General features: G+C 63.0%; 24 protein-coding genes. 13 read left to right on the forward strand and 11 right to left on the reverse strand.

Features of this window, described 5'->3' with window-relative positions:
* Positions 1–66: 66 nt before the first annotated feature.
* Both BT179_RS00005 and BT179_RS00010 read right to left on the reverse strand, forming a co-directional pair.
* Positions 67–264 (reverse strand): YbdD/YjiX family protein, encoded by a 198-nt coding sequence (locus tag BT179_RS00005; protein WP_072390895.1) that lies wholly within the window; start codon positions 262–264, stop codon positions 67–69.
* A 16-nt stretch (positions 265–280) separates the two neighbouring features.
* Positions 281–2,341 carry a carbon starvation CstA family protein gene (locus tag BT179_RS00010; RefSeq protein ID WP_072430556.1) on the reverse strand — a complete coding sequence of 687 codons (2,061 nt, stop codon included), beginning with the start codon at positions 2,339–2,341 and terminating at the stop codon, positions 281–283.
* Positions 2,342–2,580: 239 nt separating this feature from the next.
* Between BT179_RS00010 and BT179_RS00015 the strand changes: the two genes are divergently transcribed.
* Both BT179_RS00015 and BT179_RS00020 read left to right on the forward strand, forming a co-directional pair.
* Positions 2,581–3,942, forward strand: coding sequence for a cache domain-containing protein (locus BT179_RS00015; RefSeq protein WP_072398947.1), 1,362 nt, complete (start codon positions 2,581–2,583; stop codon positions 3,940–3,942).
* A gap of 31 nt (positions 3,943–3,973) precedes the next feature.
* Positions 3,974–4,606, forward strand: a complete 633-nt coding sequence (locus tag BT179_RS00020) for a response regulator (RefSeq protein ID WP_072398946.1) — start codon at positions 3,974–3,976, stop codon at positions 4,604–4,606.
* Positions 4,607–4,691: 85 nt separating this feature from the next.
* Here BT179_RS00020 and BT179_RS00025 read toward each other — a convergent pair whose 3' ends face one another.
* Positions 4,692–5,117, reverse strand: a complete 426-nt coding sequence (locus BT179_RS00025) for a VOC family protein (protein WP_072430555.1) — start codon at positions 5,115–5,117, stop codon at positions 4,692–4,694.
* 100 nt (positions 5,118–5,217) lie between these two features.
* Here BT179_RS00025 and BT179_RS00030 point away from each other — a divergent pair, with 100 nt between their 5' ends.
* The gene (locus BT179_RS00030) at positions 5,218–6,096 is read left to right on the forward strand and encodes a LysR family transcriptional regulator (protein ID WP_072398944.1); all 879 of its coding nucleotides are present in this window, start codon (positions 5,218–5,220) and stop codon (positions 6,094–6,096) included.
* A gap of 122 nt (positions 6,097–6,218) precedes the next feature.
* The gene (locus BT179_RS00035) at positions 6,219–7,010 is read left to right on the forward strand and encodes a transporter substrate-binding domain-containing protein (RefSeq protein ID WP_072430554.1); all 792 of its coding nucleotides are present in this window, start codon (positions 6,219–6,221) and stop codon (positions 7,008–7,010) included.
* 137 nt (positions 7,011–7,147) lie between these two features.
* Here BT179_RS00035 and BT179_RS00040 read toward each other — a convergent pair whose 3' ends face one another.
* The 3 genes from BT179_RS00040 to BT179_RS00050 are packed head-to-tail and all read right to left on the reverse strand — an operon-like array spanning position 7,148 to position 10,049.
* A complete protein-coding gene (locus BT179_RS00040) occupies positions 7,148–8,167 on the reverse strand; it encodes a TRAP transporter substrate-binding protein (protein WP_072430553.1) in 1,020 nt (339 codons plus the stop codon).
* Positions 8,168–8,223: 56 nt separating this feature from the next.
* Positions 8,224–9,504 (reverse strand): TRAP transporter large permease subunit, encoded by a 1,281-nt coding sequence (locus tag BT179_RS00045; RefSeq protein WP_072430552.1) that lies wholly within the window; start codon positions 9,502–9,504, stop codon positions 8,224–8,226.
* Positions 9,501–10,049, reverse strand: coding sequence for a TRAP transporter small permease (locus BT179_RS00050; protein WP_072430551.1), 549 nt, complete (start codon positions 10,047–10,049; stop codon positions 9,501–9,503). Before BT179_RS00050 ends, BT179_RS00045 begins: the two co-directional genes overlap by 4 nt.
* Positions 10,050–10,548: 499 nt before the next feature.
* On the opposite strand from BT179_RS00050, the gene BT179_RS00055 reads away from it, so the two are divergent.
* Positions 10,549–11,004 carry a phage infection protein gene (locus BT179_RS00055; protein ID WP_072449216.1) on the forward strand — a complete coding sequence of 152 codons (456 nt, stop codon included), beginning with the start codon at positions 10,549–10,551 and terminating at the stop codon, positions 11,002–11,004.
* A 91-nt stretch (positions 11,005–11,095) separates the two neighbouring features.
* Here the strand turns inward: BT179_RS00055 and BT179_RS00060 are convergent, their stop codons facing one another.
* From BT179_RS00060 to BT179_RS00070, 3 genes are all read right to left on the reverse strand, one after another.
* Positions 11,096–12,037 carry a FecR family protein gene (locus BT179_RS00060; RefSeq protein ID WP_072398949.1) on the reverse strand — a complete coding sequence of 314 codons (942 nt, stop codon included), beginning with the start codon at positions 12,035–12,037 and terminating at the stop codon, positions 11,096–11,098.
* A 181-nt stretch (positions 12,038–12,218) separates the two neighbouring features.
* On the reverse strand, positions 12,219–12,764 hold the full coding sequence (locus BT179_RS00065; RefSeq protein ID WP_072430549.1) for a sigma-70 family RNA polymerase sigma factor: 546 nt from the start codon (positions 12,762–12,764) through the stop codon (positions 12,219–12,221).
* A complete protein-coding gene (locus tag BT179_RS00070; RefSeq protein WP_072430548.1) occupies positions 12,761–13,393 on the reverse strand; it encodes a secretin and TonB N-terminal domain-containing protein in 633 nt (210 codons plus the stop codon). Before BT179_RS00070 ends, BT179_RS00065 begins: the two co-directional genes overlap by 4 nt.
* Before the next feature lie 205 nt (positions 13,394–13,598).
* Here BT179_RS00070 and BT179_RS00075 point away from each other — a divergent pair, with 205 nt between their 5' ends.
* Entirely contained in the window at positions 13,599–13,919 is a 321-nt protein-coding gene (locus tag BT179_RS00075) for a hypothetical protein (protein ID WP_072430547.1), read from the forward strand.
* A 39-nt stretch (positions 13,920–13,958) separates the two neighbouring features.
* On the opposite strand, the gene BT179_RS00080 is transcribed toward BT179_RS00075, so the two are convergent.
* Entirely contained in the window at positions 13,959–14,399 is a 441-nt protein-coding gene (locus BT179_RS00080; protein WP_072398935.1) for a carboxymuconolactone decarboxylase family protein, read from the reverse strand.
* 203 nt (positions 14,400–14,602) lie between these two features.
* Here BT179_RS00080 and BT179_RS00085 point away from each other — a divergent pair, with 203 nt between their 5' ends.
* From BT179_RS00085 to BT179_RS00095, 3 genes are all read left to right on the forward strand, one after another.
* Positions 14,603–16,036: a MocR-like pyridoxine biosynthesis transcription factor PdxR gene (locus BT179_RS00085; protein ID WP_072430546.1), complete on the forward strand. Its 1,434-nt coding sequence runs from the start codon at positions 14,603–14,605 to the stop codon at positions 16,034–16,036.
* A 123-nt stretch (positions 16,037–16,159) separates the two neighbouring features.
* Positions 16,160–16,453 (forward strand): antibiotic biosynthesis monooxygenase family protein, encoded by a 294-nt coding sequence (locus BT179_RS00090; protein WP_072398933.1) that lies wholly within the window; start codon positions 16,160–16,162, stop codon positions 16,451–16,453.
* A 231-nt stretch (positions 16,454–16,684) separates the two neighbouring features.
* Positions 16,685–17,089, forward strand: coding sequence for a cupin domain-containing protein (locus tag BT179_RS00095; RefSeq protein WP_072398932.1), 405 nt, complete (start codon positions 16,685–16,687; stop codon positions 17,087–17,089).
* Positions 17,090–17,189: 100 nt separating this feature from the next.
* Here BT179_RS00095 and BT179_RS00100 read toward each other — a convergent pair whose 3' ends face one another.
* On the reverse strand, positions 17,190–22,058 hold the full coding sequence (locus tag BT179_RS00100) for an NAD-glutamate dehydrogenase (protein ID WP_072430545.1): 4,869 nt from the start codon (positions 22,056–22,058) through the stop codon (positions 17,190–17,192).
* Between the two features lie 430 nt (positions 22,059–22,488).
* On the opposite strand from BT179_RS00100, the gene BT179_RS00105 reads away from it, so the two are divergent.
* From BT179_RS00105 to BT179_RS00120, 4 genes are all read left to right on the forward strand, one after another.
* Positions 22,489–22,842 (forward strand): hypothetical protein, encoded by a 354-nt coding sequence (locus BT179_RS00105; RefSeq protein ID WP_072398930.1) that lies wholly within the window; start codon positions 22,489–22,491, stop codon positions 22,840–22,842.
* Positions 22,843–23,118: 276 nt separating this feature from the next.
* On the forward strand, positions 23,119–24,144 hold the full coding sequence (locus BT179_RS00110) for a LacI family DNA-binding transcriptional regulator (protein ID WP_072430544.1): 1,026 nt from the start codon (positions 23,119–23,121) through the stop codon (positions 24,142–24,144).
* 152 nt (positions 24,145–24,296) lie between these two features.
* Positions 24,297–25,079, forward strand: a complete 783-nt coding sequence (locus BT179_RS00115; protein ID WP_072430543.1) for a sugar phosphate isomerase/epimerase family protein — start codon at positions 24,297–24,299, stop codon at positions 25,077–25,079.
* On the forward strand, positions 25,072–26,052 hold the full coding sequence (locus BT179_RS00120; protein WP_072398927.1) for a sugar kinase: 981 nt from the start codon (positions 25,072–25,074) through the stop codon (positions 26,050–26,052). Before BT179_RS00115 ends, BT179_RS00120 begins: the two co-directional genes overlap by 8 nt.
* Positions 26,053–26,054 lie beyond the last annotated feature (2 nt).

Here is a 26,054-nt window from a genome sequence, read left to right on the forward strand (position 1 = left end):
GACCCACTGCCATCGCGAGCAGGCTCGCTCCCACAAGGGTTGCATCATCCGCCGGCAATCAGCGGTTCAACAGCACTTGGGCCCGGCCTTGCCGCCGTAGCGGGCTTCCTGGCGTTCGCGGAAGAACGCCTCGTAGTCCATCAGCGGCTTGTCCGGGTGCTTGGTTTGCATGTGCTCGACGTAGTTGTCGTAGTCGGGCATGCCGACCATCAGGCGGGCGGCCTGACCGAGGTATTTACCGAGGCGACTCAAGTCATTGAACATCGTTGCAATCCTCTGGTTACGCGTCCGGCAGGGCCTGGAATGGCGCTTCTTTGTCCGTGCGCTCTTTCGTGCCCCAGGCGGCGATGCCGACCTTGAGCGCGTAGAACAGGATGCTGAAGACCACGAACAGGAACAGCACCGTCAGCGTGGCGTTGGTGTAGGCGTTGAACACCACGTGCTGCATCTGCTCCACGCTCTTGGCCGGGGCCAGGACCTGGCCGGCGGCCAGGGCATCGTTGTACTTGCGCGCCAGGGCCAGGAAGCCGATCGCCGGGTTGGCGTCGAACAGCTTGATCAGGCCCGCGGTGGTGGTGCAGATCAGCAGCCACGTCGCCGGCAGCAGCGTGACCCAGACGTAGCGCTGGCGCTTCATCTTGATCAGCACCACGGTACCGAGCATCAGGGCGATCCCCGCCAGCATCTGGTTGGAGATGCCGAACAGCGGCCACAGGGTGTTGATGCCACCCAGCGGGTCGATCACGCCCTGGTACAGCAGGTAGCCCCACAGTGCCACGCAACCGGCGGTGGCGATCAGGTTGGCGGGCCAGGATTCGGTGCGCTTGAGGGCCGGCACGAACGAGCCCAGCAGGTCCTGCAGCATGAACCGCCCGGCACGGGTGCCGGCGTCCACCGCGGTGAGGATGAACAGCGCTTCGAACAGGATCGCGAAGTGGTACCAGAACGCCATGGTGTTCTCACCCGGCAGCACCGAGTGCAGGATCTGCGCGATACCCACCGCCAGGGTCGGCGCACCGCCGGCGCGGGCCAGGATGGTGGTTTCGCCGATGTCCTTGGCCACCGCCTGCAACGCGTCCGGCGTGATGGCAAAGCCCCAGTTGCTGACGGTCTGCGCCACGGCCACCACGTCGGTCCCGACGATGGCCGCCGGGCTGTTCATGGCAAAGTACACGCCCGGCTCGATCACCGAAGCGGCGACCATGGCCATGATCGCCACGAAGGACTCCATGAGCATGCCGCCGTAGCCGATGTAACGGGCATTGACTTCGTTATCCAGCAGCTTGGGCGTGGTGCCCGATGAAATCAGCGCATGGAAGCCCGACACCGCGCCACAGGCGATGGTGATGAACAGGAACGGGAACAGCCCTCCCTTCCACACCGGGCCGGTGCCGTCGGTGAACTGGGTCAGCGCCGGCATCTTCAGCTCGGGCATGGTGATCAGGATGCCGATCGCCAGGGCGACGATGGTACCGATCTTGAGGAACGTGGACAGGTAGTCCCGCGGCGCCAGGATCAGCCACACCGGCAGCACCGCCGCGACAAAGCCGTAGCCGATCAGCATCCAGGTGATCTGCACGCCGGTAAAGGTGAAGGCCTTGGCCCAGACCGGATCGGCGGCCACCTGCCCGCCCAGCCAGATCGAACCCAGCAGCAACAGCACGCCGATGAGGGAAATCTCACCGATGCGGCCCGGACGGATGTAGCGCATGTAGATGCCCATGAACATCGCGATCGGGATGGTCGCCATCACCGTGAAGATCCCCCACGGGCTCTCGGCCAGGGCCTTGACGACGATCAGCGCCAGCACCGCGAGGATGATGATCATGATCAAAAAGCAGCCGAACAGCGCGATGGTGCCGGGGATACGGCCCATTTCCTCGCGCACCATGTCGCCCAGGGAGCGACCGTTGCGGCGGGTGGACAGGAACAGGACCATGAAATCCTGCACCGCACCGGCCAGCACCACGCCGGCGATCAGCCAGAGCGTGCCGGGCAGGTAGCCCATCTGCGCCGCCAGCACCGGCCCGACCAGCGGCCCCGCGCCGGCAATCGCCGCGAAGTGGTGGCCGAAGAGGATGTGCTTGTTGGTCGGGACATAGTCCAGGCCATCGTTATTGAGCACGGCGGGAGTGGCCCGGCGCGCGTCGAGTTGCATCACGTTGTTGGCGATGAAAAGGCTGTAGTAGCGGTAGGCGACCAGGTAGATGGCCACGGCTGCGACGACGATCCAGAGGGCGTTGATGGGTTCGCCGCGGCGCAAGGCCACGACACTCAACGCACAGGCTCCCAGAACAGCCACGGCAAACCAGGCGAGGTGTTTAACCAGACGGGTTGTCATTGCGTGTCTCCTGCCGATGTCCAAGAGGACTGCGGCGATTGTTTTTATAATGTGCCCCGGCTATTCGGAGCCGGCCCAATATCGGTGCAAGCCGTCAATAAATAAATCCGTAGTACTACGTAGACGCCGTCGGTCTTGCAGGGCCGGGCTTGCTTGCACAGGTCTGCTATCGGGTAGGATGTTTGGCATATGATGCCAGTCATCACGCCTCCCCTCGCCAGGCCCGGACAGGAGTACAGATGCTGCTCAAACACAAAATCGTCGCCCTCGGGATCCTGCCCCTGGTCCTGGCGATCGCTGTCATCTGCGTGCTGGTGATTTCCCTCAACCGCCAGTTGGGTGATCAGCAGGCGCAACTGATCGAAGACAGCATCCTGGCCAGCAAGCGCGCCGAGTTGAAGAACTATGTCGAGATGGCGCAGAGCCTGATCGCCCCGCTGTACAACGATGGACAGGGGGACGAAAAGGCCCAGCAGCAAGTGCTGGAGGAGTTGCGCAAGCTCAGCTTCGGCATCAACGGTTATTTCTTCGTCTACGATCGCCAGGGCCGCAGCCTGATGCATGCACGCCAGTCGGAACTGGTGGGCCAGTACCTCTGGGACATGAAGGATCCCCACGGCCTGCCCGTCATCCAGGCGCTGATCAAAAGCGCCGAGTCAGGCGAAGGCTTCCAGCGCTATGCCTGGAACAAGCCCTCCTCCGGCCAGGTGACCGACAAACTGGCCTATGTGGTCATGCTCGATCGCTGGGGCTGGATGCTCGGCACCGGGATCTACCTGGAGGATGTCGAACTCGCCACCCAGAAGGCCCGCGATGAAGTGGCCCAGGGCATCCACACCACCATGCAGGCCATCGCCGCGGTGGCATTGGTGGCGGTGCTGCTGGTATTCGCCGGCGGCATGACCCTGAACGTCAGTGAGCACCGCCTGGCCGACAAGAAACTGCAACGGCTGAACCAGCGCATCGTCAGCTTGCAGGAGGAAGAGCGCTCACGGGTGTCTCGCGAGCTTCACGACGGCATCAGCCAGGTGCTGGTGTCGATAAAGTTCCAGTTCGAACTCGCCAGCCATGTCCTGGAGAATGGCCAGGAAAATGGCCTGGGTATCCTGAAGAACGCCACCGACCGGCTGGGCCAGGCCATCGGCGAAATCCGCAGCATTTCCCATGACCTGCGCTCTTCCCTGCTCGATACCCTGGGCCTGCCGGCCGCCATCGGCCAGCTCGCCGCCGAGTTCGAACAGCGCAGCGGGCTCGAAGTGTCCTATCGAAGCAACGAATTCGACTGCCGGCTGGAAAATGGCGCCCCCGTCTCGCTGTTCCGCATCGCCCAGGAGGCCTTGACCAATATCGAACGCCACGCCGGAGCCAAGCGGGTCGCCATCACCCTGTTCGGTTCGGGCCAGTCCTTGCGCCTGACGGTGGTGGATGACGGCATGGGCTTCAACGTGCCCCAGGTCGAACGTGGCCATGCTGGCATCGGCCTGCGTAATATCCGCGAACGGGTCGAGCATTTCGGCGGCCGCCTGGAACTGACCTCGACACCCGGACGAAGCGAACTGGACGTCCTGCTCCCCATGAACATGTCGGTCACGCAAAGCTGATGAGCCCCCATTACAACAAGAGCGCCTGCCCATGAGCCTGCCCCCTGTAATCCGTGTCGCGCTGGTGGACGATCATTCCCTGGTCCGCGACGGCATCAGGGCCTTGCTGTCCGTCATGCCGCAACTGGAGGTGGTCGGTGAAGCGGAGAACGGCGAGCAAGCGCTGGAAATGATCGGTCGTTGCCAGCCGGACCTGCTGCTGATGGACATCGGCCTCAAGGACATGAACGGACTGGAACTGACCCGGCTGCTGGGCAAGCAGTACCCCAGCCTCAAGATCCTCATGCTCAGCATGTACGACAATCATGAATACGTGAGCGAGTCCGTGCGCTCCGGCGCCAGTGGCTACGTGCTCAAGAACGCCCCATCGCGGGAAATCATCGCCGCCATCGAAGCCATCATCAGCGGCGGCACCTTCTACAGCGCCGAGATCGCCCAGCGGCTCGCCGCCGATCCGAACACCGACAACGAACTGACCCCTCGCGAGAGCCAGGTGCTGCGCAAGATGGTCCAGGGCCTGAACAACAAGGAAATGGCCCGGGAACTGGACATCAGCGTGCGCACCGTCGAGACCCACCGCCTGAGCATCCGCCGCAAGCTCAACATCGACAAACCCGCGGCACTGGCGAAGTACGCCATCGATCACGGGATCATATCCAGCTGAACAGTGGACGGCTGACGCGGATGCAGCGGGCGGAACCGTCCACGCAAGGTTGCAACGGCGCCATGGCTCCGGCAGGTGCCTCGCTTCACTTCGCGAACAGCTGGCCCATGTCCTTGAAGGCCTTGAATTCCAGCGCGTTACCACACGGATCGAATAAAAACATGGTCGCCTGTTCGCCAACCTGGCCCTGGAAGCGAATATAGGGCTCGATCACGAATTCGGTGCCGAAGGACTTCAAGCGTTCGGCCAACGCTTCCCATTCCTGCCAGCCCAGCACCACGCCAAAATGCGGGACAGGAACGTCATGACCGTCCACCGGGTTGCTATGGACGCTTTCCTGGGACGGCGTCTTCGGATGTTCATGGATCACCAGCTGATGTCCGAAAAAATTGAAATCGACCCATTGGGCGCTGGACCGCCCTTCTTCCAGGCCAAACACTTGGCCGTAGAAAGCGCGGGCGGCCGCGAGGTCATATACAGGGATAGCCAGGTGAAAAGGCGCGATACTCATCGGGACTCCAGGGGTTTGAGGTCAGGGAAACCAGCCTAGCGCCGCGCAGAAGATAAAAAAATCAATATAAATCGCTCAGGAACACAACTATTCTTTGTGAATGATCAAAGAACTCAAAACACTGGTCGCCGTCTGCCGCGAGGGCACGTTCGCCGCCGCCGGCCACCGAATCGGCCTGACCCAGGCCGCCGTCAGCGCCCAGATGCAGCGTCTGGAAGCCGAGCTGGGCTTCCCGATCTTCGATCGCAAGGGTCGTAGCGCCCAGCTCAATCGGATGGGTCATCAAATCCTGCTCCAGGCCCAGGACCTGCTGCGCCTGTACGACAACCTGGGCTCCGCCAGCATCGGTGCGCCCGCCAGTGTCTTGATCAACATCGGCGCCATCGCCTCGGTACAGCGCTCGTTCCTGCCGGACGCGCTGGCGAAGTTCCACCGACAGTATCCGCAATGCCGAACCCGCGTGATACCCGGCCTGTCGATCGAGTTGATCAACCTTGTGGACGCCGGTGAGATCGACATGGCCCTCATCATTCGCCCGCCTTTCTCACTGCAGAGCGACCTGCGCTGGGCCACTCTGGTCCGTGAGCCCTACCGATTGATCGTACCCGCCGATGTGCCCGGGGATGACTGGACCGAACTGCTCGCCAGCCAGCCCTTCATCCGTTATGACCGCTCTTCTTTCGGCGGCAGGCAGGTGGACCGATTCCTCAGCCGGATGCCTGTCAACCTGCGAGAAATATGCGAGCTGGATGAACTGGATGCGATCATCAAACTGGTGGGAAAAGGCGTGGGGGTCGCGCTGATTCCCCAGACCGCCGCCCATCAGGACTGGCCCGGCGACGTCCGGGTGGTGGAGCTGGGGGAGCACACTTTTCACCGTGATATCGGCCTCGTGCATCGTCGCCCCCAAAGCCTGAGCGAGCCTGTGGGATCGCTCGTGCAATTGATGAGCGAACATATCCGACCGGACGGCCCTTGAACACGAGCCCTGCCGCCACCGCGGGCGCAAGCATGCCCAGCCCACGCCTTCGGTGACAGCCTGCAAGCACTTTCACTACACTGGCCCGTCTTGTCCCCTTCCCTTGCGAGACGTGCGTCCCTATGAAAAACACAATAAGCACAATGACGTTCTGCGGCCTGATGGCGCTGTGCGGCAGCGTCATGGCCGAGCCGGCCCCTTCCCATCTGGATCAGGTCCTGCAACGCGGCGAGCTCAAGGTCTGCACCACCGGTGACTACAAGCCCTACACCTACAAGGCTGAAAGCGGTGAATACGAAGGCATCGACATCGACATGGCACGCTCCCTGGCCACGAGCCTGGGGGTGAAGTTGCAGTGGGTGCAGACTACCTGGAAGACCCTGATGCCGGACATGCTGGCAGGCAAGTGCGACATCGGCATGGGCGGGATTTCCGTGACCCTGGAACGCCAGAAGAAAGCGTTTTTCAGTGACACCCTGGACGTGGACGGAAAAATCCCGCTGGTGCGCTGCGAAGACCAGTCGCGCTACCAGACCATCGAGCAGCTCAACCAGCCCTCGGTGCGCCTGGTGGAGCCCGCCGGCGGCACCAACGAAGCCTTCGTACGGGCCTTCCTGCCCAAGGGCCAGCTCAGTTTCCATGACAACGTGACCATCTTCCAGGAGCTGCTGGACAAGCGGGCCGACGTGATGATCACCGATGCGTCGGAAGCCCTCTACCAACAGAAACTCAAGCCTGGCCTTTGCGCCGTCAACCCGACCCGCTACCTGCAATATGGCGAGAAGGCCTATCTGCTGCCTCGGGACGACACCACCTGGAAAATGTATGTGGACCAGTGGCTGCACCTGAGCAAGGCCAATGGCAGCTACCAGAAAGTCATCGGGCAGTGGCTGGCGGTGCCAGGGGCTCGATAACGCTCTGATAACGATGCGTCAGGCTGTGGGAACGAGCCTGCCCGCGATGGCGCCAGGTCAGCCACACTGCAAGTCGCTGACACACCGCCATCGCGAGCAGGCGCGCTCCCACAGACTTGAACGGGACCCGATTCAGCTCACTGTCCTGCCCGCACCTTGGCGATTTCGTCGTACATCATCTTCACCAGGTTGGCGTCCAGGGACTGGGCGAACTTGTCGATCACCGGCCGCACCCGCTCGCGGAAGCGATCTTTCTCGGCCGGGGTGAGTTCGTTGACGGTCATCGCGCCAGCCAGCGTCGCCTTGGCCTTGTCCATGCTCGCCGCGGTGACTTCCCGCTGGAAGTGCTGCGCTTGGGCGGCGGCCTCGCGAATCATGGTTTTTTCAGCATCGTTGAGGCGATTCCAGGTCTTCTGGCTGATAATCAACGATTGCGGGTTGAAGATATGGCCCGTGACGGACAGGTATTTCTGCACCTCGTAGAACTTGTTGCCCTCGATCACCGTGAACGGGTTCTCCTGGCCGTCGATGGTGTGTTGTTCAAGACCGGTGTAGACCTCGGGGAACGCCATCGGCACGGGGTTGGCCCCCAGCGCGGAGAAGGTTTCCAGGTAGATGGGCGACTGAATGACCCGAATCTTCAGGCCCTGCATGTCTTCGAGCCGGTTCACCGGATGCTTGCTGTTGGTCAGGTGGCGAAACCCCAGGTCCCAGTAGCCCAGGCCGACCAACCCTTTGCTGTCCAGTTGCGCTGCGAGCTTCTGGCCGACCGCTCCGTCGATCACCGCATGGGCCTCGGCGGCGTCGTTGAACAGAAACGGAAAGTCGAGCATGGCGAAGTCCGGTGCCTGGGCCGCCAGGATGCCCGAGTTGAGCACGGTGATATCCAGCGTACCGCCCTGCAGGGCAGACACCGTCTGCACGTCACCGCCCAGCGTGCCGCCGGGGAACAGGCGGACCTTGATCTTGCCGCCGCTCTTTTCGCTGAGCAGGTCGGCGAACTTCTGCGCCCCCTGGCCCTGTGGATGTTCCTTGACGTTCTGGAACGCGAATCGCAGGGTGCGCTCGCGTATCTCGTCCGCATGGCCGGCCACGCTGCCCAGCAGCAACCCCGTCGCACATGCCCCGGCCAACAGGGTCTTCATCAGTTTTCGCATGTCACTCTCCATTCATTATTGTTGTTGAGGTCGAGCTGACCAGGCTTGCACCGGGCTCATCCGGTGAAGAACTTCAACGGCCCGAGGACCAGTTGCGGGAACAGCACCAGCAGGAACAGCACCACGAATTGCGCGAGCATGAACGGCCAGACCCCGCGGACGATCTCCTCGAAATCCAGCTTCGCCACGCCGCACACCACATTCAGTACCGTGCCCACGGGCGGGGTGATCAGGCCGATGGCCGTATTGATCAGAAACAGCACGCCGAAATACACCGGATCGATCCCCGCCTGGATGACCGCGGGCATCAGCACCGGCGTGAGGATGAGGATGGTCGGCGTCATGTCCATGACCGTTCCCACCAGGATGATCAACGCCATCATCACCAGCAGCAGGAGGGTCTGGTTGTCCATGAAGGGTGCCAGCAGCTCCGCCAACTGACCCGGCAGGTCGGCAATGGTCACCAGCCAGGATGAAACCATGGCCGCCGCCACCAGCAGCATCACCACCGAAGTGGTCCTGGCCGAGGACAGGATCACTTCGTACAGTTGGCTGACTTTCATTTCCCGATAGATCACCAGGGACACGAACAGCGAGTAGACCGCCGCCACCACTGCGGCTTCGGTGGGGGTGAAGATGCCGAACTTCAGGCCCAAGATGATGATCAGGGGCAGGCCCAGCGCCCAACTGCCGTCGAGCAGGGTGCGCAGTACTTCGGCGCGGGAGCGCTTGGGGGGCGTTTCCACATGCTCGTTGCGCGAGATGTACCACCAGGCCACGGCCAGCGAAGCGCCCAGCAACAGCCCTGGCACGATGCCGGCCAGAAACAGCTTGGAAATCGACACACCGGACGCCACGCCAAACACAATGAAACCGATGCTGGGGGGAATGACCGGCGCAATGATGCTGCCGGCCGCGATCAGGCCGGCCGACCGACCCCGGGAGTGCCCGGCCAGCACCATCATCGGCACCAGCAACGCCGCCAGTGCGGCCGCGTCGGCAACGGCGGAGCCGGAGAGCGATGCCAGCAGGCAGGACGCGATGATCGCCACGTAACCGAGGCCACCGCGCTTATGCCCTACCAGGGCCATGGCAATGTTGACGATGCGCTTGGACAAGCCGCCGACATTCATGATTTCGCCGGCCAGCATGAAGAACGGCACCGCCATCAGCGGAAAGCTGTCGGCGCCATTGAGCAAGTTCTGGGCAATGATCTGCGCGTCGAACAGGTCCAGGTAGACCATCAACGCCACACTGACCACCAGCAAGGCAAACGCGATGGGTATGCCCAGCGCCATGCTGCCCATCAGGGACCCGAGGAAAATGGCCAGTGTCATGGGCGGTCACTCTTGATGGGGTTATGCGCCAGCGCTTGCGTAGCGTCGTTGTCCTTGATCATCACCAGCTCGTCGTCGCCGAGCTTGCCGAACAGGGCCAGGTAGAGTTCATGGAGCAGGATCGGCGCGGCACTGGCACCGAATACCAGGCCGGCGGCATAGAACAGCGCCATGGACAGACCGGATGCCGGTGCGACCACCTGCAGGTTGATCACCGCCTGCTGCCAGCTGCCCAGCAAGATCAACCAGCAGATGTACAGCATCAGCAGATGCCCGATGACCAGGCAGGCGCGCTTGCCGGCCGCTGGCAGACGCTTGACCAGGCTGTCCATGCCCAGGTGCGCGCGGTCCTTGAGCGCCACCAGGGCGCCGAGAAAAATCATCCAGACGAAGAACCAGCGCGACAGCTCCTCGGACACGCTGATGCCGGAGTTGAAGGCGTAACGCAGCACGACGTTACCGAATACCAGCACGATCATCGCGACCATGCACAGGACAATCAGCAACTTGAGCAACTTGAAATACAGATCGACGACTTTGGTCATCTTGAAGACCTCTCGGGTTTGTCGAGCGCCGGCCTCGGCGGCGCGATAGGACCGCAGCGGCGTGGGCCGCTACCGGGTCGAACCGGAGACGCAAATGGCTTCAGGAATGAAACGACAGAGCGAAGAGAGAGCGTGGGGTGCCCGCGGACGGCTGCGCATAGGGTGTTCCTCTATTTTTATTATGAGCCCCGCCGTATCGGACAAGACTGTTGCGCCTAAAATGTACCAACCGGTTAGTTCGGTCAATAACCCAGGCCTGCCCACCGTACAAAGCGTGCGATTATCGGCTAGGGAAAGTCCTCGGAATTGAGCACTGGCAGGCAGGTCTACAACGGATTTGTATCGGTCTGTATATGAACCCGCGACAGATACGAAACCGTCGATTTCGCCCTCTCCCGCCACACAGCGTCGATACATCCAGGCGTTTAACTGTGATCACCGGACAGCAACACCCTTCGCTGCCACGGACCCAATCCACTTGAACGCAAGGAGAACCACCATGCTCAGTTTCTCGAAGATATCCTCCCTGGCACTGGCCCTGACCCTGGTTGGCGGGGTCGGCGTGGCGAATGTCGCCTCGGCGAGCGCAACGCCCCACAGCCAGGCTGCGCAACACCTGGCTGAAGGCGGCTCCGACCGCTTGCTGGAACGTCGTGTCGCCGAGGGCGGCTCCGACCGCTTGCTGGAACGTCGTGTCGCCGAGGGCGGGTCCGACCGCTTGCTGGAACGACGTGTCGCCGAAGGCGGGTCCGACCGCTTGCTGGAACGTCGTGTCGCCGAGGGCGCGTCCGACCGCTTGCTGGAACGTCGTGTCGCCGAAGGCGGGTCCGATCGCTTGCTGGAACGTCGTGTCGCCGAGGGCGGGTCCGACCGCTTGCTGGAGAATCGTGTCGCCGAAGGCGGCGCCGATCGCTTGCAGGAGCTGCGCGAACGCAGCGCCGCGACCGTCGCCTGAAGGTCCCGTCAATGCCCTTCGAGAAGCTGCGTGGCGTGACAGAGAGTGCCGCCACGCCAGCTTCGAGACGGCTCGCAAAGCACCAGTGGCTTCAACTGAGTACCACTACCCCACCCGGTAATTCGATGCATCGGGCCCCGTAGGCGTCGCGGATCAGCAGCGCCACGCCAGCCAGTTGATCGAGACGGAAACGCGCCTGGACCTTGCGCTGGCCCAACTCACGATTGAGCAGCAACAACATGCCCGGACGGTAGCGGTTGATTTCATCGATGACGCTGGCCAACGTGGCGTCGTTGAAGACCAGCACTTGCTCGCGCCAGGCAACGGCAGCCGATACATCGGCGTTCTGTGGCTGGCCGGTACGGCCATTGCCGTAGGTCAATTGCATGCCCGGCTCCAGACGCAAGCTCTGCCCCTGTACCTGCACCTGCACGACGCCTTCCAGGCAGGTAGTGCAGACGCTCTGGTCCACGTAGCGGATGTTGAACCGTGCCCGTGCAGCGCTGATCCAGCCGGTGCCGGCCTGGACGCTGACCGTCGAGACACTGCGCCCCTGCACTTCGATCTCTCCAGCCAGCAACTCCAGTGCCTGCCCTCCCTCTGCCAGCGCACGGCGACTCAGGCGGGTCTGGGTATTGAGCTCCAGGCTGATTCCATCGCCCAGTTCCACCCGCCGCTGCTCGCCAACCTCGGTGACGTAGTCGGCTCCCAGCCCGGAAATTCCGCCGGGCACCATCGTCCTGATCAACAGGAAACCCGCCGATGCCGCGATGGCCCCGCCCAGGAATGCCCGACGGCCGAAATGCCGCGGTGCCTGCATGGCCTCGGCGGCCGGCAGCAGCCCCTGCCAAAGCGCCTTGGCCTGCTCGAATGCCTGGGCGTGCGCGGGGCTTTGCCCACACCATTGGCGCAAGGCCCGGGCATCGGCCACGGTGGCCCGTCCCGAGGTCAGCAGGATCAGCCAGTCTCGGGCTTCGTCGGCCAGTCGAGCCTCTGGCGTGGCATCAGGGGAAGCGATGCTGAAGATGTTCAAGCGCACACGTACTCACGAATTGATCCGATCCAAGGGTTGTACGTAAAGTCGCCACGCGGCGAGCAGGCCAGGCGAAAACAGGCGAGCAAGCGCAGTTGACGGGTTGCCAATGAGCTTTGCGAGCCTGTTCTCAACGGCAGCAGGGTCGTCGCGCAGGCACTTTTCGTACACAGCCTAACCTTCAAGACTGTTTTCCCGCCCCGGGACCGAACCGTTGGATGACTTTTCTTTCCAGGCGTTGGGCGCAATGCCCCAGCGCGGCCTTGATTTCCTTCTCCACCATCCGGGTGGAAATACCGAATCGCTGGGAAATTTCCAGGTGCGGTGCTTCTTCCAGGCGCGCCGCGATGAAAATCCTGCGCCGGCGCGCCGGCAATTCATACAGTGCCTTGAGCAAGGTCTGCAGTTCCTTCTGCCCGCCCACGACCCGGGCCGGGTCCAGCGCCTCATCCGAAACCTGCAGCAGTTCGTCGATCTCGCCGCCGGTCAGCAGGCGAGCATCGGCTTGCCGTCGGTCGGCGGCGATGTTCAGGGCCATGCGATACAGATAGGCGTTGGGCTGGGCGATGTCCGGTGTGTCGTCCATGCGATCGACTCGCAGGTAGGTCTCGTGCAACACATCGTTGGCCAGTTCCTCGGAACCCAGGCGTCGGCGCAGGCGAACCTTGAAATCCTCGTAGGAGGTGAGGAAAAGCCTGACCATCGGGTTGCGACCAGTGTCTTTCATTGCCCGAACACCCCTTCCCCTGCTGTGCATTCCATGCGTTTTCCTGATGAGTCGGGTAACAAGAGCAGGGTCACCGGCTGGCGCAACGACGTGGGCGCCGGGCGGTCGATCCTGAGGTTCTGCATACTGTTGACCAGGGCCTTGTCACGCATCAGATTCCCGGTGGAAGCGACCAGGCGAGTGTGCTGGACCACCCCGTCGCGGCCGATCCACACCTGCAGCAACGCGCGAAAGCTGCCCGGATGGGTCAGTGGCGACGCACACAAATTGCGTTGGATGACCGCCTGGATGGCCGCCGCATAATTGCCTTCACTCAACCCCGGCGCAGCGCCGGGAGGCAGCGCGACTTCACGGACACGCACCGGCTGCAACGTGAAGGCGTCCGCCCGGGCGTAATGCGCCGCAAGCCCTGTACCGCGCAGCAATACGTTCAAGGCTTCGGAAGGCGTGAATCGCCCCTGGACACCCAGGGTCTGGCGTCGGCTCGACAACCCGTGGTCCACCAGCACCGCCATGCCGGTCGCCCGGCTGAACTGCTCCAGCGCAGTGGTCAATGCCTGGGGCGCGATGTCCAGCTCCACCAGGCCAACAGCCCGCACCGGAGCGGCCAGCAGACACAACCACACCATCAGCCAACCCAAGGGGGGCCTGGTCAATCCACGCCTGCATCCACCCCTGGCGCTGCCTTGCTGCACGACTGACGTATCCGTTGAAAAACGTCATCCTGAGGGCTGTTTATGAATGTCGTATGACACCTGATACAAATCCCTCGGACCGCACTAGACTGATGCCCTGACAACGCACCGTCCGCGGTGACGGGCCAGGAGGTCAGCGATGAAACAGTGGATGGGCATGACGGCGGGAGTGGGATTGTTCACGGTGCTTTGCAGCGCCTGGGGCGACGAGGCGCCGGCCTGTATCGAGGTGACGGTGGGTGGCTACAAGACCCCCGACTACAACTGCCTGAGCCGTCAGATGGGCAACGATCCACAGGCCGCGGCCGCCGCTCGACAGGCCCGGGAAGCCCTGGACGTGCCCGTCGAGCGGCGGCCGCCCAACAGCGTCGGCCTGGCAACGCCGGCGGCTACCGGGGTGCGCATGGGCAATACGTTCGGCACGTCGGTCAAGCCCCAGAGGCCAGCCAGCGGCCAATGACTTCGCTGCGCCTCAACAGCCGTCCGGGTGCCGTGTCGATCAAGCGCTGGGACTCTGGCGGAAACTCACCGCCAGACGGTTCCAGGCGTTGATGGTGCTGATCGCCAGGGTCAGGTCCACCAGCTCTTCTTCGGCGAACTGACTACGGGCCAGGGCATAGACGTCATCCGGCACCTGGCTTTCGGCCAATAGCGTGACCGCTTCGGTCCAGGCCAGGGCGGCACGTTCGCGCAGGTTGAAAAAGCCGCTGTCGCGCCAGACCGCCACGGCGTAGAGGCGTCGTTCGGTCTCACCCTGGCGTCGCGCGTCCACCGAGTGCATGTCCGTGCAAAAGGCGCAGCCGTTGAGCTGCGAGGCACGAATCTTGATCAGGTGCAGCAGCGCCGGCTCGATGCTCAGGCGACTGGCCAGCGCTTCCAGGCCGATCATCGCTTTCATCGCCCCGGGGGAGGCGCTGTAGTAATCCAGACGCTGGCTCATGGCGGGCTCCGTGGCGTTCGATAGCGTCACGGTAGGGCCTGCGGGCCGCCAGGGACAGGTCCAATTCAACGAAAAAACCGGGACCACCGTCCAGAAGCCAATAGGCGGGATTTTCACCACGCAACTTCTACGCGCTTATCCAATACGGGTAATCTTGCCCCTTTGATGCTCGCCGCAACCAATTGCCCCAGGAGCCAGCGGGTATGGAACTTCATGTCGTCATCAACGGCCGCAAGGACCTGACGAGCCAGTTGTATCAACAATTACGCAGCGCCATCGAAAGCGGCCGCCTGGCCGCCGGTACCCAACTGCCCCCCAGTCGGTTGCTGGCCGAACAGCTGGGGGTGTCTCGCAAGACGGTTTCCGATACTTATGCGCAGCTCACCTATGAGAACTTCCTGACCGGCATCATAGGCAAGGGCACCTACGTCAACGCCCGTCCGGCCAGGATCGTGCACAAGCAGAGCCACCGCGAGCTGGCCGGCGCCGAGGTGGTGCAAGCCTGGCGCAACATGCCGGACCTGATGCGCCACCCCAGCGTCGAGAGTGCCCTGCGCTACGACTTCATCGGTGGCGCCACCGGCAAGGGCCAGTTTCCCCTGGACGACTGGCGCCGCTGCACCGCCCATGCCCTGCGCCAGATCGCCAGCCACAAGGGTTTCTATAGCCAGCCCGAAGGCCTGCCGGCGCTGCGCAATGCCATTGCCCGGCACGTCGCGTTTTCCCGCGGGGTCAATTGCCAGGATGACGACGTGGTGGTGTGCAACGGCGCACAACAGGCCCTGGACCTGATCTCGCGAGTACTGACCTGTCCCGGTAGCCTGGTGTCCATGGAAGACCCGGGCTACCCACCGGCGCGCCTGCTGTTCGGTTCCCATGGGGCGACGGTGGCCGGCGTGCCGGTGGACGACCAAGGCATGCGCGTGGACCTGATTCCCGACGGTACGCGGCTGATCTACGTGACCCCTTCCCACCAGTTCCCGTTGGGCATGCCCATGAGCCAGGCGCGGCGCCAGGCCTTGCTGGCAAGGGCCTACGAGCTGGGGGCGATCATCATCGAGGACGACTACGACAGCGAGTTCCGCTACGAAGGTCGCCCTGCCGACTCCCTGCAGAGCATGGACGAACGCGGCATCGTGGCGTACGTCGGGACCTTCTCCAAGACGCTGCTGCCGGAACTGCGGCTCGGTTACGCCATCCTGCCACCGGCCATTCTCGAAGCGGTGATCCTGGCCAAGCGCCTCACCGACCAGCACACCTCCACCCTGCCCCAATGGGCCTTGGCCAAGTTCATCGCCGAGGGCTGCCTGCTCAAGCACATCCGTCGATGCCACACCCTCTACGCCGGTCGGCGCGAACGCATCCTGGCCCGCATGGCCGGGGACCTGTCTCCCTGGTTCGAAGCCGTGCCCACCACCGCGGGCTTTCACCTGGCGGTACTGTGCAAGGTGCCGATCGACCTGGCGCTGGTGATCGAGCTGGCGAAGAAAGCCGAAATCGGCCTGTACAGCCTCGACGGCTTCTTCAACGAAGCGCCGGTCCGCCCGGGCCTGTTCCTGGGTTTTGGCGCGATCGAAACCCTGGACATCGACACCGCCCTGGACCGCTTGCGGGACATCCTGCAACAGCTCGCCTGAGGCGATTGGACTGGTCATTTATCCGCCCATTGGCTGTTTTAGCCTTGGCCTGGGGGGCCTATCCTGCACAGGTGCCGTTGAGTGCCGAACAACCCCGTCCGACTTGATTCAGGAGCCAGCGCAATGACTCGCCAAGTGATCAATACCGTACAGGTGCAGGCTGCCGCCGGCCGCTCGGAAGAGCTGGGCCGGCAATTGCAGCAGATCGTCGAAACCCTGCGTGCCCAGCCGGGCTGCGACGCCTATATGGTCGACCGGTGCCCGGAGGACGGCGATCGCTGGACCGTCAGCGCCCGCTGGCAATCGGAAGCGGCCATGCAGGCCCACTTCAATTGCCCCGAAGTGCAAGGCTTCATCGGCCTGATCGACAATCGCCTGGCCCGCAGCGTGGACTTCAACAGCTTCCCGATTGTCTGAAGGTCGCCGCTTTATTGCTGCCCGGCCAGATTGTGGTGAGGGGATTGATCCGCTCACCACAAAGGGGCAAGCCAGCTCATCGCACTGGCCAGCCTGCCGTGGATTCGCCCCCATCATTGGTCTACCCACCTTCCGCAAGATTGGACGTTTGCTTGCCTCACCCTGGGGCTTAGGGTGGATTCATCGCCGCAACAGCGCGAATCCACTCACAACCACACAGGTCATGTCCCCATGAAAACACTCTGCCTGATCGCCGCCCTCGGCCTGCTGCCCCTCGCCCAGGCCTACGCCCATGAAACCGCGCCTTCGGAAAAGGTCACGGTGCTGCAGGAAAAGGCGTTGAAGAACCTGCCCGGTAAAAAAACCATGATGCTCACGGTCGACTACGCGCCGGGCCAATCCTCCATTGCCCACAAACATGAAGGCACGGCCATGGCCTATGTGCTCGAAGGCGCCATCACCTCACAGGTCAAGGGCGAGCCGGCGACCACCTACAAGGCCGGGGAGTTCTGGTATGAAGCGGCGGGTTCCGAGCACCTGGTCTCGAAAAACGCCAGCGCGACCGAGCCGGCGAAACTGCTGGTGTTCATGGTGATGGGAAAGGATGAAGCGGTATTGATACCGCTGAAAAACTGACGATCACACTACAAGCTCGCTTCCACAGGGGCCACAGTCAATCCTGAAAGGCAAAAAAGCCCCGCATCTCGCGATGCGGGGCTTTTCATTCAACGCCGGATCAGTTGGCCGTCACGACCGCCTGACCGCTCAACGCCAGGTCCAGCAGTTCGCGGTTGGCCACCGCGTACATGGCGTAGTCGGTACCGTTGGCGGCACGGATGTCCACCAGCATCGCACGCCAGCGCTCGACCATGCTGTGATGCTGCTCCAGCCACAGCGCCAGGCGGGTTTCCACGTCCTGGGTGCCATCGCCCTGTTGCAGGACCGAGATGGTGATCGCCCGCTGCTGCCAGTCGACATCATCGCGGAACGCTTCGCGGGCCAGGGCCTGCCAGTTGTTTTCCACTGGCAAGGCGCTGATCTGCTGCAGGTACCAGGTGACGTCCAGGGCGCTGCCCACGGCGAAGTAGGCCTTGGCCACATCGGCGGCGTTCTGGCCCGTCACGTCGGATGCCTCGATGATCGGCAGCAAGGTGTACAGGTGCGTGGTGCCTGCCACCATGCGCGCCAGCAACTCCGGCACGCCGGCCGCCACATAGGCCTGGTAGCGGGTCTGCCAGCCTTCGCGGGTCGGACCTTCCAGCAGTTCGTCGAGCTTGAGGCCCAACGCCGCCAGGTGCGGACCGAAGTGCGCGACGTCGCGGGCGGCGTTCTGCTCGTTGCGGCGGCTGCGCAGGAACCAGCGCGTCGCGCGGCGTCCCAGGCGCATCAGCTCGTCCATCAGTTCCAGCTGGACGTCCGCCGAGACCTGGTGGTCCAGGGCTTCGATCTGGCGGAACCAGTGTGGAAGGTGAAAGATATCCCGAACGATGACATACGCACCCGCCACGTTCGCCGGGCTCATGCCAGTGGACTCTTTCAGCCGCTGGACGAAAGTGATGCCCATGTGGTTGACCAGGTCGTTGGCGATCTGGGTGCTGACGATCTCTCGCTTGAGACGATGGCGACGCATGGCTTCGGAGAACTTGCTCACCAGGGTCGGCGGGAACGCGGTTTCCATGTCCCGGGTCAGGTAGTCGTCGTCCGGCACCAGGGAGTTGAGCAGCGCCTCCTTGAGGTCGATCTTGCTGTAGGAGATCAGCACCGACAGCTCGGCACGGGTCAGGCCATGGCCCGCCGCGACGCGTTCGGCCAGTTGCTCCTCGGTCGGCAGGAACTCGATGGCGCGGTCCAGCTTGCCCCGGGCTTCCAGGTCGTTCATCAGGCGCTTGTATTCGGCGATCCGCACGAAGGCACGGCGGGCCGCCAGGGACAGGGCCTGGGTCTGCTTGTAGTTGTTGCCCAACACCAGGCCACCGACTTCGTCGGTCATGCTCGCCAGCAACTGGTTGCGTTGCTTGTCGGTCATGTCGCCGGCCTGCACCACTTCGTTGAGCAGGATCTTGATGTTCACTTCGTGGTCGGAGCAGTCCACGCCACCGGCGTTGTCGATGAAGTCGGTGTTGGTGGCGCCGCCATGCAGGCCGAACTCGACGCGACCCAGCTGGGTCATGCCTAGGTTGCCGCCCTCGCCCACCACCTTGCAGCGCAGCTCGTTGCCGTTCACCCGCAGTGCATCGTTGGCCTTGTCGCCGACGTCGGCGTGGCTCTCGCTGCTGGCCTTGACGTAGGTGCCGATACCGCCGTTCCACAACAGGTCCACCGGTGCCTTGAGCAAGGCATTGAGCAGTTCGGTCGGGGTCAGCTTGTCAGCCTTGATGTCGAATCGTTCCTGCATCTGTGGCGTGATGGCGATGCTTTTCGCGCTGCGCGAGAAGATACCGCCGCCTTCGGACATGATGCTGGTGTCGTAGTCGGTCCAGGCCGAACGCGGCAGGTCGAACAGGCGCTTGCGCTCGGCGAAGCTGCTGGCCGGATCCGGATTCGGGTCGACGAAGATGTGCAGGTGGTTGAACGCCGCCACCAGCTGCAGCTTGTCGGACATCAGCAGGCCGTTGCCGAACACGTCGCCGGCCATGTCGCCGATGCCCACCACGGTGATGCTGTCTTCCTGGACATTGATGCCACGCTCGCGGAAGTGGCGCTGCACGCCCACCCACGCGCCCTTGGCGGTGATGCCCATCTTCTTGTGGTCGTAACCGGCCGAGCCGCCCGAGGCGAACGCGTCGCCGAGCCAGAAACCGTAGTCGATGGCGATGCCGTTGGCGATGTCGGAGAAGGTCGCGGTGCCCTTGTCCGCCGCCACCACCAGGTACGGGTCGTCATGGTCATGCCGCACCACGTTGGCCGGCGGCACCAGGGCGCCGTCCTTCAGGTTGTCGGTGATGTCCAGCAGGCCCGAGATGAAGATGCGGTAGCAGGCAACGCCCTCGGCCGCGATCTCGTCCCGGCTGCCGCCCAGTGGCAGGCGACGTGGCAGGAATCCGCCCTTGGCCCCCACCGGCACGATCACCGAGTTCTTCACCTGCTGGGCTTTTACCAGGCCCAGCACTTCGGTGCGGTAATCCTCTTCACGGTCGGACCAGCGCAGGCCGCCGCGAGCCACATTGCCGAAGCGCAGGTGCACGCCCTCGACCCGTGGCGAGTACACGAAGATCTCGAACTTGGGCACCGGCTTGGGCAGTTCCGGGATCAGGTGCGGGTTGAACTTGAAGCTGAAGTACGACTTGTTCTGGCCGTGGGCGTCGGTCTGGTAGAAGTTGGTCCGCAGGGTGGCCTTGATCAGGTCCAGGTAGCGACGCAGGATGCGGTCTTCGTTGAGCACCTGGACATCGTCCAGGGCCGTGAGGATCGCCTGTTCCAGGCGCAGTTGCTTGTCTTCCAGGTCGTCGCCGCTGAGTTTGCGTGCCAGGTAGAAGCGGGTCTTGAACAACCGGGTCAGTTCGCGAGCGATATCGGTGTGGTTGTTCAGGGTGCTGGCGATGTAACCCAGGTCGAAGCCCAGGCGGATCTGCTTCAGGTAACGGGCATAGGCTCGCAGCAGCGCCACATCGCGCCATGGCAGGCCGGCGGTCAGCACCAGACGGTTGAACGCATCGTTCTCGGCATCGCCGCGCACGATGTGCACGAAAGCGTCCTGCAGGGTGTCGTTGAGCTGCTGGATGTCCAGGTCCAGGCCTTCGGCGGCGGTGAAGGCGAAATCGTGGATCCAGAACTCGCGGCCGTTGTTGTGGCGCAGGCGGTACGGGAACTCACCCAGCACGCGCAGGCCGAGGTTTTCCAGGATCGGCAACACGTCGGACAGGGCCAGCGGCGCGTCGGCGTGGTACAGCTTGCAATGCAGCTCGCGCTGGCCGGATACCTGGCCCAATGGCTGGTAGAAGCTCATCACCAGCGGATTGGTTTCGTTCAGGCTCAGCAGGTGCTGCATGTCCACCACCGCCGAATGGGCGGCAAAGCGCTCGCGGTAGCCGGCCGGGAAGCCTTTGGGGAAGTCCGCCAGCACGTTGGTGCCCTGGGCTTCGCCGAAGCTCTCGATGACCAGGCTGGCGTAGTCGTCCTTCCAGCTGCGGCAGGCCTGTACCACTTCCTTTTCCAGCAGCAGCGGGTCGATGTCGATACGGTTCTTCGGGTCCACCCGCAGGATCAACTGCACACGAGCCAGCACGGACTCGGAGAAGAAGGTCCAGAATTCGCAGTCCGTGGCCTTGAGGCGATCCATCAGCACTTGCTGGATCTTCTGGCGCACTTCGGTGGAATAGATGTCGCGCGGCACGTAGGCCAGGCAGTAGCAGAAACGGCCATACGGGTCTTTGCGCAGGAACACGCGGATCTTGTTGCGCTCCTGGATCTGCACGATGGACATCACGGTGCTGAACAGCTCGTCCACCGGCGTCTGAAACAGGTCGTCACGGGGCAGGACTTCCAGTACCTGGGCCAGTTCCTTGCCCAGGTGCGCCTTGGCCTGGAAGCCCGAGCGCCGCTCGATTTCCTCGACCTTGCGGCGGATGTACGGGATGACCCGCACGCTTTCGCCGTACACCGAGGAGGTGTACAGGCCCATGAAACGACATTCCTTGATGACCTTGCCGTCGGCGTCGATTTCACGGATCGACACATAGTCCGGGTAGGCCGGACGATGGACGCGGCTCGGGTGCGCAGCCTTGGCGAACGACAGCGGAGTCGGTTCACGCAGGTAGTTGACGGCGTAGTCCTCGATGCGCAGGTCATCGGCGGTCAGGCCGGCGCGCAGCAGCCTGGTCAGGCCGAGGAACGAATCGGGGTTGTACTCGATGTGCCCACCCTCGGCATCTTCACGGACCACGAACTCTTCATAGCCCAGGAAGGTGAAGTGGTTGCCCACCAGCCACTCCAGGAAGGTCTTGATTTCGCTCTTTTCATCGGCGTCGATGGCGTAGGCGCTGTTGTCCAGGCCCACCAGGATGTCCTGGACCTTGGCTTTCATCGGTTCGAAGTCGGCCACGGCCACGCGCACTTCACCCAGCACCTGCTCGAGTTCCTTGCTCAGGACGTTGAGTTCGGCGGCGTTGGCGCAGCGGTCGATTTCCAGGTACATCAACGACTCTTGCAGGATCCCCTCGCCCTGGGTGCCCTTGGGCAGGATTTCCAGCAACTCGCCCTTGGCGCCACGGCGCACGCTCAGCACAGTGGTTTGCAGGGTATGGATGCTGTAGCCGCGACGGTTCAGCTCGGTACGCACCGAGTCCACCAGGAACGGCAGGTCGTGGTGCAGCACTTCCACGGCGGTGTGGGTCGATTGCCAGCCGTGACGTTCGTAATCGGGGTTGTACACACGCACCTGCGGTTGCGCGTGATCGAAGCGCTCAAGCAGGCGCCAGGCAGACAGGGTGCAACCGGCGAGGTCGGACAACCGGCGCTGGGTGAGTTCATCGAGGGAAATGATGCCGAAGAATTGTTCAGCGAACAGCGCCACTTGTGGCAGTGCCTGTTCACTGATGTGCTGCGCCAGTACCGCTTGCAGTTGATGCTGGAAGTCGGCTTTGCTGGCTGCGGTGAAGAACGCCATCTGTGGTACTCCGCTTGGGCTTGTTATTGATGAAAGCGTCGTGCAACCCCTCTCGGGCTGCCGGCCATCCTGTTCCTGGTTCTCGGGCAGAGGAAACAGGACGACAGGTGGGTGAAGCTGGACAAGACCCGCAGGTCACATTCCTTTTCCATGTAACCTTCCATGTGATGAACACCTGCCAAAAACACCCCACGGTGCTCTTGGCAGGTGCGCATCCGTTGCGCAGCTTAACGAGTGCGACAACGAGCATGCTTGCAGCGCTGCGACATATTCGGTCAACGGCTAGCTAAACAGCCGGTACGCACCGGACAACCCTAGCAGGCTGGGGACCAAACGGCACCCCGAGGCGGTAAACCAGCAGAAAATCCTTCGCGCTGGCAGAATCCACTTTTTGCACCCCGCACGTGCACTCGATCCTGGAGCCATCACCTTGAAAATGACCACCGCCCTTCTGATCGCCAACCCGTGTGATGAAGAAGAAGACAACATGGCCATGCTCTGCTGCCACAGCGCCCAGGGCGAAATGTTCCTCATGAGCCGTTATCCCGACGAGGACGAGCTGGAGATCGCGCTCGATGGCGAGCCTTCGACACTGGATGGTGTAAAGGTGACCCTCAGCCCGACCCTGCTGAAGATCGAGATCGCCGCGGCGCACGTCGATGCTCTCAATGGCGACGACGTGCTGGAAATCAGCCACTGCACCGATGCGGCGGATCTGGTGGAAGTGGAGTTGACCCTGCAGAACATTCTCCGGGGTACCGGGACCTACGTAAGACAGGACTGATTCCAGCGTTTCAATGGACGCTATCGCGAGCAAGCTCGCTCCCACAGGACTGGCGTCGTTCACCAACCTGTGCAAGTCACCATCGTGCAAGCGAGCTTGTTCGCGATAGCGGCGGCTCAGCTTGCAAGAGAGTGACCGTCACCTCAAAACCGCTCGCGACGTGGCAACCGTCGGTCGCTCTCGCATCGAGACGCCCTTGACGGGCGACTGTGTTCTGAGGTTTCCTGAAACCGGTTTCAGAACCGTTGAATAATTCCAATAAGCAGGTTTCCATCCGTGAATTCTTTCTCCGCCGCCCAGCGCAGCCGCGTCACCATGCTTGATGTGGCCGAACGCGCCGGGGTTTCCAAGGCCAGCGTCTCGCGGTTCATCGGCGAGGACCGCGCCCTGCTCTCCGAAGCCATCGCCCGGCGCATCGAGCAAGCGATCAGTGAACTGGGCTATCGCCCCAACCAGATGGCCCGCGGCCTCAAGCGCGGCCGTACTCGCCTGATCGGCATGCTGGTGGCCGATATCCGCAACCCTTATTCGATTGCCGTGATGCATGGTGTGGAAACCGCCTGCCGTCGCCATGGCTACAGCCTGGTGGTATGCAACACCGACCGGGACGACGAGCAGGAACGCCAGCACCTGGCGCTGTTGCGCGCCTACAACATCGAAGGCTTGATCGTAAACACCCTCGGCCATCACCGGGACGAACTGCTCGAACTGCGCAACGAGATGCCCCTGGTACTGGTGGACCGCAAGGTCGACAGGCTCGACAGCGACCTGGTGGGATTGGACAACCCCGCCGCCGTGACGATGGCCCTCGATCACCTTGAACAGCGAGGCTACCGTGACCTGCTGCTGGTAACCGAGCCGTTCGACGGGACCAGCTCGCGAATCGAGCGGGTCGAGAGCTTCAAGGCTGGCATCGAGCAGCGCCCCGCCCTCTGCGGCACCGTGGTGGAAATCTGCGATCAGTTGACCACGCGCATCGAGACCTTCCTGGCCCAGCCGGACCGGGGCCCCAAGGCGCTGTTCTGCGCCAATGGCATTGCAGCCTTGTCCGCCACCCGGGTGTTGCGTGAACTGGGCTGCGACCTGTTCGACGACGTGGGCCTGATCGCCCTCGACGACCTGGACTGGTATCCGTTGGTGGGCAGCGGCATCACGGCCCTCGCCCAACCCACTGCCGAGATCGGCGCCAGTGCATTCGAATGCCTGCTCAAGCGCTTGCGCGGCGACAGCGGGCCGGTGCGGACCCTGGATTTTGCGGCGCGGTTGATCGAGCGTGGGTCGACGCTTGGCAATGGTCGGTGATGGTGAGGGCGCTATCGCGAGCAAGCTCGCTCCCACACTGGATCTGTAGCGCATTGAAGCCCCCTGTGGGAGCCAGCTTGCTCGCGATGAGGCCCTGAAGCTCCCCCTTTTTTTTGACCAGAACTGAAACCGGTTTCAGAGGTGTGACAACAATGAACAAGCCACCCGTTTCCATCAGCCTTTCCAGCTACGGCGCCGACCTGGTGCGGCAACATGGCCAAGGCAGTTTCATCGATCTGCTGACCGCCGCCGGCGCCTCGCGGGTCGAATGGCGCGAGGAACTGCTCACCACCGAACAGCCCGCCGAGCTGGCCACGAGCGCCCAGGCCAAAGGTTTGCAGAGCATTTTTTCGTCCCCCCTCGAGCTGTGGCTCGCGGGCCGGTCCAAACCCAATCCCGCCCTGGCGCCTACCTTGCAACGTGCCGAGGCGTTCGGCTCCACATGGCTGAAAGTCTCCCTCGGTCACTTCACCGATTCCCATGACCTGTCAGCCTTGGCGGATGTGCTCGCCGCAAGCCCGGTGCAATTGCTGGTGGAAAACGACCAGACCTTGCAGGGCGGGCGAATCGAACCGTTGCAACGGTTCTTCGCCGCAGCCGAGCAGCAAGCGTTGCCCATCGGCATGACCTTCGATATTGGCAACTGGCAATGGCAGGACCAATCGGCGGCCATGGCGGCCCGGCAGCTCGGCCACTATGTGGCGTATGTGCACTGCAAGGCGGTGGCCCGACGCGCCGACGGCAAGCTGGTGGCCGTGCCGCCGGCAGTGACGGACCTGCATGTGTGGGGACAACTGTTCAAACAGATGCCGGCCGGCGTGATGCGGGCCGCCGAATATCCACTACAAGGCGAAGACCTGTTGCAGTTGACCAGGGAGCATGTGGCCGCCCTCGCCCAACTTGGGCAATCGAGCCGGGAGCCCGCCCATGTCTGAGCTCGATGTATTGTCGTTCGGCGAAACCATGGCGATGCTGGTGGCCGACCAGAACGGTGACCTGGCCTGCGTCAACCAGTTTCATAAACGCATTGCCGGGGCCGACAGCAACGTCGCCATCGGCTTGTCCCGGCTGGGCTTGCAGGTGGCATGGCTGAGCCGGGTCGGCGCCGACTCCCTGGGCCGTTTCGTGGTGCGGACGCTGGAGAACGAAGGCCTGGACTGCAGTCACGTGGCGGTGGATCCAGCGCACCCCACCGGATTCCAGTTCAAGTCCCGTACCGATGATGGCAGCGACCCGCAAGTCGAATACTTCCGACGCGGCTCAGCGGCCAGCCATCTGTCGGTGGCGTCCATCGTGCCGGCGCTGCTGCAAGCCCGTCACCTGCACGCCACCGGTATCGTGCCGGCGCTGTCGGCCACGGCTCGGCAGATGGCCTTCGAGTTGATGACCCGCATGCGCGAAGCCGGCCGTAGCCTGTCGTTCGATCCCAATCTGCGACCAGGCCTGTGGGCCAGCGAGTCGACGATGATCGGCGAAGTCAATCGCCTCGCCGCCCTCGCCCACTGGGTCTTGCCGGGACTCGGCGAAGGGCGGCTGCTGACCGGGTACGACGAGCCCGCCGACATCGCCGCGTTCTACCTGGACCAGGGCGCCGACGCCGTGGTGATCAAGCTCGGCGCGCAGGGTGCCTATTACCGCACGCCGCTTGAACAAGGCGTTGTGCCTGGCGTGCCGGTGGCGCGCGTGGTGGACACCGTGGGCGCCGGCGATGGATTTGCCGTTGGCCTGGTCAGTGCATTGCTCGAAGGACGCGCCATCACCGAGGCCGTGCAGCGCGCCAACTGGATTGGCAGCCGCGCGGTACAGAGCCGTGGAGACATGGAGGGATTGCCGACTCGCATTGAGTTACTGGCTGAATTTGAAACCGCCTATCGCGAGCAAGCTCGCTCCCACATGGGATCGAGTTAACC

Origin of the sequence: Pseudomonas sp. NFACC43, assembly GCF_900119645.1 — a bacterium.
GTDB lineage: Bacteria > Pseudomonadota > Gammaproteobacteria > Pseudomonadales > Pseudomonadaceae > Aquipseudomonas.